General features: G+C 73.3%; 7 protein-coding genes. All 7 read left to right on the forward strand.

The annotated features are described in order from the left end of the window. Positions 1 to 411: 411 nt before the first annotated feature. Positions 412 to 1536 (forward strand): alanine racemase, encoded by a 1125-nt coding sequence (alr, locus tag AB0K34_RS06770; RefSeq protein ID WP_364546188.1) that lies wholly within the window; start codon positions 412 to 414, stop codon positions 1534 to 1536. Between the two features lie 11 nt (positions 1537 to 1547). Further along, positions 1548 to 2636 carry an alpha/beta hydrolase gene (locus AB0K34_RS06775; protein WP_364546191.1) on the forward strand — a complete coding sequence of 363 codons (1089 nt, stop codon included), beginning with the start codon at positions 1548 to 1550 and terminating at the stop codon, positions 2634 to 2636. Positions 2637 to 2671: 35 nt separating this feature from the next. Further along, positions 2672 to 3103, forward strand: a complete 432-nt coding sequence (gene tsaE, locus AB0K34_RS06780; RefSeq protein ID WP_364546212.1) for a tRNA (adenosine(37)-N6)-threonylcarbamoyltransferase complex ATPase subunit type 1 TsaE — start codon at positions 2672 to 2674, stop codon at positions 3101 to 3103. 125 nt (positions 3104 to 3228) lie between these two features. After that, positions 3229 to 4371, forward strand: coding sequence for a hypothetical protein (locus AB0K34_RS06785; RefSeq protein ID WP_364546194.1), 1143 nt, complete (start codon positions 3229 to 3231; stop codon positions 4369 to 4371). 46 nt (positions 4372 to 4417) lie between these two features. Beyond that, positions 4418 to 5086, forward strand: a complete 669-nt coding sequence (gene tsaB, locus AB0K34_RS06790; RefSeq protein WP_138641408.1) for a tRNA (adenosine(37)-N6)-threonylcarbamoyltransferase complex dimerization subunit type 1 TsaB — start codon at positions 4418 to 4420, stop codon at positions 5084 to 5086. After that, on the forward strand, positions 5083 to 5574 hold the full coding sequence (rimI, locus tag AB0K34_RS06795; protein ID WP_301175475.1) for a ribosomal protein S18-alanine N-acetyltransferase: 492 nt from the start codon (positions 5083 to 5085) through the stop codon (positions 5572 to 5574). The genes tsaB and rimI overlap by 4 nt, the downstream gene beginning before the upstream one ends. After that, a complete protein-coding gene (gene tsaD / locus AB0K34_RS06800; protein WP_171069437.1) occupies positions 5574 to 6608 on the forward strand; it encodes a tRNA (adenosine(37)-N6)-threonylcarbamoyltransferase complex transferase subunit TsaD in 1035 nt (344 codons plus the stop codon). The genes rimI and tsaD overlap by 1 nt, the downstream gene beginning before the upstream one ends. Positions 6609 to 6852 lie beyond the last annotated feature (244 nt).

Consider the following 6852-nt stretch of genomic DNA (forward strand, 5'->3'; position numbering starts at 1 on the left):
AGCCAAAAACCACAGCCACCACGCGACCACAGCAAGTCGATCGTCCCTAAGCCAGGCCCCGCGAGGAGGTCAGCGTTGCGATCGCGTGCGAAGCCAGGTTCAAGCGAAGCAAGAACCTGATCGCGCAGCGAGCCGCAAGGCGAGCCGAAGCGATGCAGCGATCGCCGCTACGCCCGTTGTGCACAGCCACCACGCGACCACCGCAAGCTGATCGTCCCTAAGCCAGGCCCGCGCGGAGGTCAGCGTTGCGATCGCGTGCGAAGCCAGGTTCGAGCGAAGCGAGAACCTGATCGCGCAGCGAGCCGCAAGGCGAGCCGAAGCGATGCAGCGATCGCCGCGAAGCCCGTGGAAGGAAGGCGCGCCAGCGCCTGACGCCGAGGGCGAAGCAATAAATACTGCACACTTGGTTTCATGAGGGTTCCTGCGGAGGCGCGTGTTGATCTGGGCGCCATCGGCGACAACGTCGGGCTGCTGCGCGAGCGGGCGCGGGGGGCCGAGGTCATGGCGATGGTGAAGGCCGAGGCGTACGGGCACGGGCTGGTCGAGGCGGCGGGGGCGGCGCTCGCGGGCGGTGCGTCGTGGCTCGGGGTCGCGAAGCTGGCCGAGGCGCTGCGGCTGCGGGACGCCGGTGTCACGGTCCGGACGCTGGTGTGCATCGGGGTGCCCGGGGAGCCGTATGCGGAGGCCGTCGCGAAGGACGTCGACCTCACCGTGGGGGCGGTCTGGCTGCTGGACGAGGTCGTCCGGGCGGCGGAGCGGGCCGGGCGGCAGGCGCGGATCCATCTGAAGGCCGACACGGGCATGACCCGGGGCGGGGCGAGCGGTGCGGACTGGGAGGCGCTGGTCGACGCGGCGCTGAAGGCGGAGGCCGCCGGGCAGGTGCGGGTCGTCGGGGTCATGTCGCACTTCGCCTGCGCGGACGAGCCCGGCCATCCGTCGATCGCGGCGCAGCTCGGCGCGTTCACCGAGATGGCGGCGTACGCGGAGAAGGCGGGCGCGCGGTTCGAGGTCCGGCACATCGCCAACTCGGCGGCCGCGCTGACCTTGCCGGAGGCGCGGTTCGACCTCGTCCGTCCCGGGATCGCGACCTACGGGCTGACGCCGGTGCCCCGGCTCGGGACGTTCGGGCTGCGCCCGGCGATGACGCTGGTGGCGGACGCGGCCCTGGTCAAGCGGGTCCCAGCAGGCCGCGGAGTGTCGTACGGTCACACCTACACCACGCGAGCGGCCGCCAACCTGGCCGTGGTGCCCGTCGGGTACGGCGACGGGATCCCCCGGAACGGGTCCAATCTCCTGGAGGTCCTCGCGGGTGGGCGCCGCAGGACGATCGCCGGGCGGGTCTGCATGGACCAGTTCGTCATCGACCTCGGCGACGACCGGCTGGCGGCGGGTGACGAGGTCATCCTGTTCGGGCCGGGCGACCGCGGCGAGCCGACCGCGCAGGAGTGGGCGGACGCCTTGGGCACGATCTCCTATGAGATCGTCACCCGCATCGGGTCCCGGGTGCCGAGGGCGTATCCGGGACGGGCGCTGTAGGGGGCGCGTGCATGGACAGCAGGAGCAGACGCAGGATCGGCCTGGCCGGGGTCGTCGCGGGCGCCGGCGCGGCGGGCGTGGGCGCGGCCGTCGGGCTGCGGCGCTTCGCGGTGGGCCGGGTGCGGCTGCGGCCCGACCCGGACGCCGGTGAGCCGTTCGGCGAGCTGCGCGGGCGGGAGCTGACGCTCGAGGCCGCGGACGGCGTCCCGCTGCACGTCGAGGTGGACGGCCCCGACGACGCCGGCCTCACCGTCGTGTTCTGCCACGGCTACACCCTCAACCAGGACTCGTGGCACTACCAGCGCCGCGACCTGCGGGGCCTGGTGCGGATGGTCTTCTGGGACCAGCGCAGCCACGGCCGGTCGGGGCGCAGCGCGCCGGTGCGGGCGACGATCGAGCAGACCGGCGACGACCTGCTCGCGGTGCTGGAGGCGACGACGGGCCCGGAGGAGCGCGTCGTCCTCGTCGGGCACTCCATGGGCGGCATGTCGATCATGGCGCTGGCGGAGCGGCATCCGGAGGTGTTCGAGCGGCGGGTCGCGGGCGTGGCGCTGGTCAACACCTCGTGCGGCGAGCTGGCGGAGATGACGCTCGGGCTGCCGCTGGTGCTGGCGAAGGCCGTCCGGCCGCTGGCGCCCGGGGCGCTGCGCGGTCTCGGCCGCCGCGCCGAGCTGGTGGAGCGGGCCCGCGGGCTCGGCGCCGACCTGGCGTTCGTCGTCACGCGGAAGATGGCGTTCGCCGACAAGTACGTCAGCCCGTCCGTCGTCGACTTCCTGGAGCAGATGATCCGGGCGACGCCGATCGACGTGATCGCGGAGTTCTATCCGGCGCTGATGGGCCACGACAAGACGAGCTGCCTCGGCGTCCTCGGCCGGGTGCCGGTGCTGGTGCTGGCCGCCGGGCGGGACCGGCTGACCCCGGCCGAGCACTCCCGCCGCATCGCGGCGGAGCTGCCGGACGCGGAGCTGGTGGAGGTGGAGGAGGCCGGGCACGTGCTGCCGCTGGAGTACCCCGGCGTGGTGACCGGCGGGCTGCGGCGGCTGATCGCCCGGGTCCGCCCCGAGGAACGTCCCGAGCAGGAGGAGGAGCGAACCGCGTGAAAGCGTTCACCGTCACCGTCCCGACCGCGGCGGACATGCACGAACTGGGGCTGCGCCTCGCCGCGCGGCTCCGGGCGGGCGACCTGCTCGTGATGACGGGCCATCTCGGCGCGGGCAAGACGACGCTCACGCAGGGGATCGGCGAGGGGCTGAAGGTGCGGGGGCCGATCACCTCGCCCACGTTCGTCATCGCGCGGGTGCATCCCTCGCTCGCCGGCGGCCCGTCGCTGGTGCACGTGGACGCCTACCGACTGGGCGGTTTCGCGGAACTCGACGATCTGGATCTTGATGCGTCGATGACGGAATCGGTGACGGTCGTGGAATGGGGAGAAGGGCTCGCGGAGGGCCTTGCCGAGGACCGGCTGGAAGTGATCATTTCGCGCGGTGACGGGCCCGGTGAGGAACGCGAAGTAAGGATCGTCGGGGTCGGTCATCGCTGGTCCGACCTGGAACTCGACGCCGGATGACCGGCTGAGGGCAACTTCTCCGTTTTTTGCCAACCGGGGTGGTCCACTTTACGGCCACATGTCGTACTCTTTGCCGGAACAAGCCTCACTTACGACATATCGATTCTCAACGGGAGTGGGAACCGGTGAGTGGTAGCCATCGCAGCGGTAGTGACCGCGACAGCTACCGCGGTTCGGGCGGTGGCCAGGGGCCAGGCGGCGGTTACCGGCCGGACGGCGGTGGATACGGCACGGGCGGCTACGCCGCGTCCGGCTCCGGTTCCGGCGCCCATGAGTCGGGCGGCTACGGGTCCGGCGGCTACGGGCCGGGGCAGACGGGGAGCGGTCCCTACCAGAGCGACAGCGGCCCCTACCAGCGCGAGACCGGCCCCTACCAGACCGGGAGCGGCGGCTACCCGTCCGAAACCGGCGGCTACCGCTCCGACACCGGCGGGTACCGGACGGCGGGCGGCAGCGGAGCAGGCGGCCGGCGCGACACCGGCGGCTACCGCTCCGGCAGCGGCGGCTACCGCTCGGACACGGGCGGGTACCGCTCGGCCAGCGGCGGGTACCGCACCGGCAGCCACCGGGTGGCGCGCGACGGCCGCGGCGGACGGCGCTGGGCCGCGATCCTCGGCGGCGTCGGCGCCGGCATCGCCGTCTGCGTCCTCGCGGTGGTCGTCGTCCTGACCGGCGTCGGCGCGAGCGGCGACAAGGAGGGCGGCCAGATCGTCGGCAGCGGCGCCACCGAGAGCTCCCCGACGGCGAAGGGCGAGCGCAGCGTCGTCCCCGACGCCTGCACGATCGTCGCCCAGGACCTCATCGACCGGCTCGCGCCGGGCTCCGAGCGCACCCAGGCCGACAACTACCAGAGCAACGAGCGGCAGAACCAGTGCGTGTGGGGCGCCTACGCGGGCGACACCAAGCGCCAGCTCACCGTCGAACTCCGCGCGATCGCGGGCGACGCGGGCCGGACGCCCACGGACGCCGCGAGCAGGACGCTCATCTCCGAGCGCACCGCCGACGAGTCCGGCAAGGCGCTGCTGCCCGGGCAGAAGCTCACCGACAAGACCCGGACCAAGGACGTCGGCGACGACGGCTACATCGTCTACAGCGTGGACAAGGGGCAGGGGTCCGGCGAGGCCGTCGGCAACATCCGGCTCGCGAACGTCCTCGTCACGATCCACTACGCGGGCTCCGACGACGGCGACCCGCTCTCGTCCGGGGCGGCCACCGGCGGGGCCACCGAGGTCGCCAAGACCGTGATCCAGGCCCTCGAACAGGGCTGACCGTCCGAGGCCACGGCCCGCCGCCTGACCGGTAGGCTTACAACCCGTGCTGGTCTTGGCTTTCGATACCGCGACCGCCGCGGTCACCGTGGCGCTGTACGAGTGGATTCCGGGTGAGGGCGCCGTACCGCGCGGCACCGCCGAGGCCGTCGACCGGCGCAGACACACCGAACTGCTCACACCGTCCATCGCGCAGGTGATGGCGGAGGCCGGAGCGGTCCCCGAAGACCTCAGCGCGATCGCCGTCGGCGTCGGGCCCGGCCCCTACACGGGGCTGCGCGTCGGGCTGGTCACCGCCCGCGCCATGGGGGAGGCCCTGAGCGTCCCCGTGCACGGGGTCTGCACGCTGGACATCATCGCCTGGGCCACCGGACGGGACGAACCGTTCGTCGTCGCCACCGACGCCCGCCGCAAAGAGGTCTACTGGGCGCGGTACGACTCGGCACGCGCGCGCGCCACCGAACCCGCCGTGGGCCCGCCGTCGGACGTCCCCGAGGGCCTGCCCGTCGTCGGCGAGGGCGCCGCCCTCTACCCCGACGTCCTGGGCGAATCCGGTCACGAGCCCCTGCTGCCGTCCGCCGGCGCCCTCGCGGAGCTGACCGTCGCCCGCCTGGCCGGGCTCAAGGTCCCCGAACTCCTCCCGCCGGAGCCGCTCTACCTGCGCCGCCCCGACGCGAAGGAGCCGGGGCCCCGCAAGAAGGTGACCCCGGCATGACCGGTGTCGTCCTGCGGCCGATGACCGACGCCGACCTGCCGGCCGTCCACCGGCTGGAGGAGGCCCTGTTCCCCGAGGACGCCTGGAGCGAGGAGATGCTCCGCGGCGAACTCGCCGAGCAGCCGCGCACCCGCCACTACGTCGTCGCCGAGGAGCCCGGCGGCGAGATCGTCGGGTACGCGGGCCTCGCCGCCGCGGGCGGGCAGGCCGACGTGCAGACCATCGGGGTGCGCGCCGACCGGCGCAAGGACGGCATCGGCGCGGCGCTGCTCACCGCGCTGCTGAACGAGGCCGTCCGCCGCAACAGCGAGGCGGTGTTCCTGGAGGTCCGCGCCGACAACGACGCCGCGCACCGCCTCTACGAGCGGTTCGGCTTCGTCAAGGTCGGCCTCCGCAAGCGCTACTACCAGCCCTCCGACGTGGACGCGATCGTGATGAGCCGCCCGCTCACCCGCCGTCCGCCGATGGGCTTCAACCGGGAGAACTGATGATTCGGGACGAGCCGCTGGTGCTCGGCATCGAGACCTCCTGCGACGAGACCGGGGTCGGGATCGTGCGCGGGCACACGCTGCTGGCGGACGCCATCGCCTCCAGCGTCGACCAGCACGCCCGGTTCGGCGGCGTCGTGCCGGAGGTCGCCTCGCGCGCCCACCTGGAGGCGATGGGGCCGACCGTCGAGCGCGCGCTCGCGGACGCCGGCGTCACGTTCGCCGACGTGGACGCGTTCGCCGTCACCGCCGGGCCGGGCCTGCCGGGCGCGCTGATGGTCGGCGTCGCCGCCGCGAAGGCGTACGCGCTGTCGCTGGGCAAGCCGCTGTACGGCGTCAACCACCTGGCCGCGCACGTCTGCGTCGACCAGCTCGAACACGGCCCGCTGCCGAAGCCGTGCGTGGCGCTGCTGGTGTCGGGCGGCCACTCCTCGATCCTGCTCGTCCCGGACGTGACGGACGAGGTCCACTCGCTCGGCAGCACGGTCGACGACGCGGCGGGCGAGGCGTTCGACAAGGTCGCGCGGGTCCTCGACCTCGGCTTTCCCGGCGGCCCGGTGATCGACCGCATGGCCCGCGAGGGCGACCCCGCCGCGATCGCGTTCCCGCGCGGCAAGTACAAGGACGGCACCTACGACTTCTCGTTCTCCGGCCTGAAGACGGCGGTGGCCCGCTGGGTCGAGGCCAAGGAGCGGGCGGGCGAGCCCGTCCCGATCGCGGACGTGGCCGCGTCATTCCAGGAGGCCGTGGTCGACGTCCTGACGCAGAAGGCGCTGAAGGTCTGCAAGGACAACGGCGTCCGCGACCTGCTGATCGGCGGCGGCGTCGCCGCGAACTCCCGCCTGCGCGCCCTGGCCGCCGAACGCTGCGAGGCCGCGGGCGTCCGCCTCCGTGTCCCCCGCCCGAAACTCTGCACCGACAACGGCGCGATGGTCGCCGCCCTGGGCTCGGAACTCGTCGCTTCAGGCCGCCATCCGTCCGACCTGGAACTACCGGCAGACTCCAGCCTCCCCATCGAGACCATCACGCTGTAACACCCAGGGGGCCACCCCCTGGAACCCCGGTCACGACGCAGGCGATCCTCACGCTGTGTTCTCCCAGGGGGGCGACCCCCTGGAACCCCCGTCGCGACGCAGGCGATCCTCACGCCGCCGTTGCGGTCTGGCGTGCCTGTGCGGGTGTGCGTGGCGTCGCTGCGGTCGCCTGCGTCGGCGGGTCGTGCGGCCTCCGGGCGCTAGGGCGCCCTCCGGCCGCCCGACCCGTGGCCGCCGGTTGAGG

Origin of the sequence: Actinomadura sp. NPDC049382 (assembly GCF_040677125.1) — a bacterium.
In the GTDB taxonomy this organism is placed as follows: domain Bacteria; phylum Actinomycetota; class Actinomycetes; order Streptosporangiales; family Streptosporangiaceae; genus Spirillospora; species Spirillospora geliboluensis.

Bases quoted from the DNA above. Each gene is read 5' to 3' on its own strand.
- alr (WP_364546188.1), top strand. From the start codon at position 412: ATGAGGGTTCCTGCGGAGGCGCGTGTTGATCTGGGCGCCATCGGCGAC.
- AB0K34_RS06775 (WP_364546191.1), top strand. From the start codon at position 1,548: ATGGACAGCAGGAGCAGACGCAGGATCGGCCTGGCCGGGGTCGTCGCG.
- tsaE (WP_364546212.1), top strand. From the start codon at position 2,672: ATGCACGAACTGGGGCTGCGCCTCGCCGCGCGGCTCCGGGCGGGCGAC.
- rimI (WP_301175475.1), top strand. From the start codon at position 5,083: ATGACCGGTGTCGTCCTGCGGCCGATGACCGACGCCGACCTGCCGGCC.
- tsaD (WP_171069437.1), top strand. From the start codon at position 5,574: ATGATTCGGGACGAGCCGCTGGTGCTCGGCATCGAGACCTCCTGCGAC.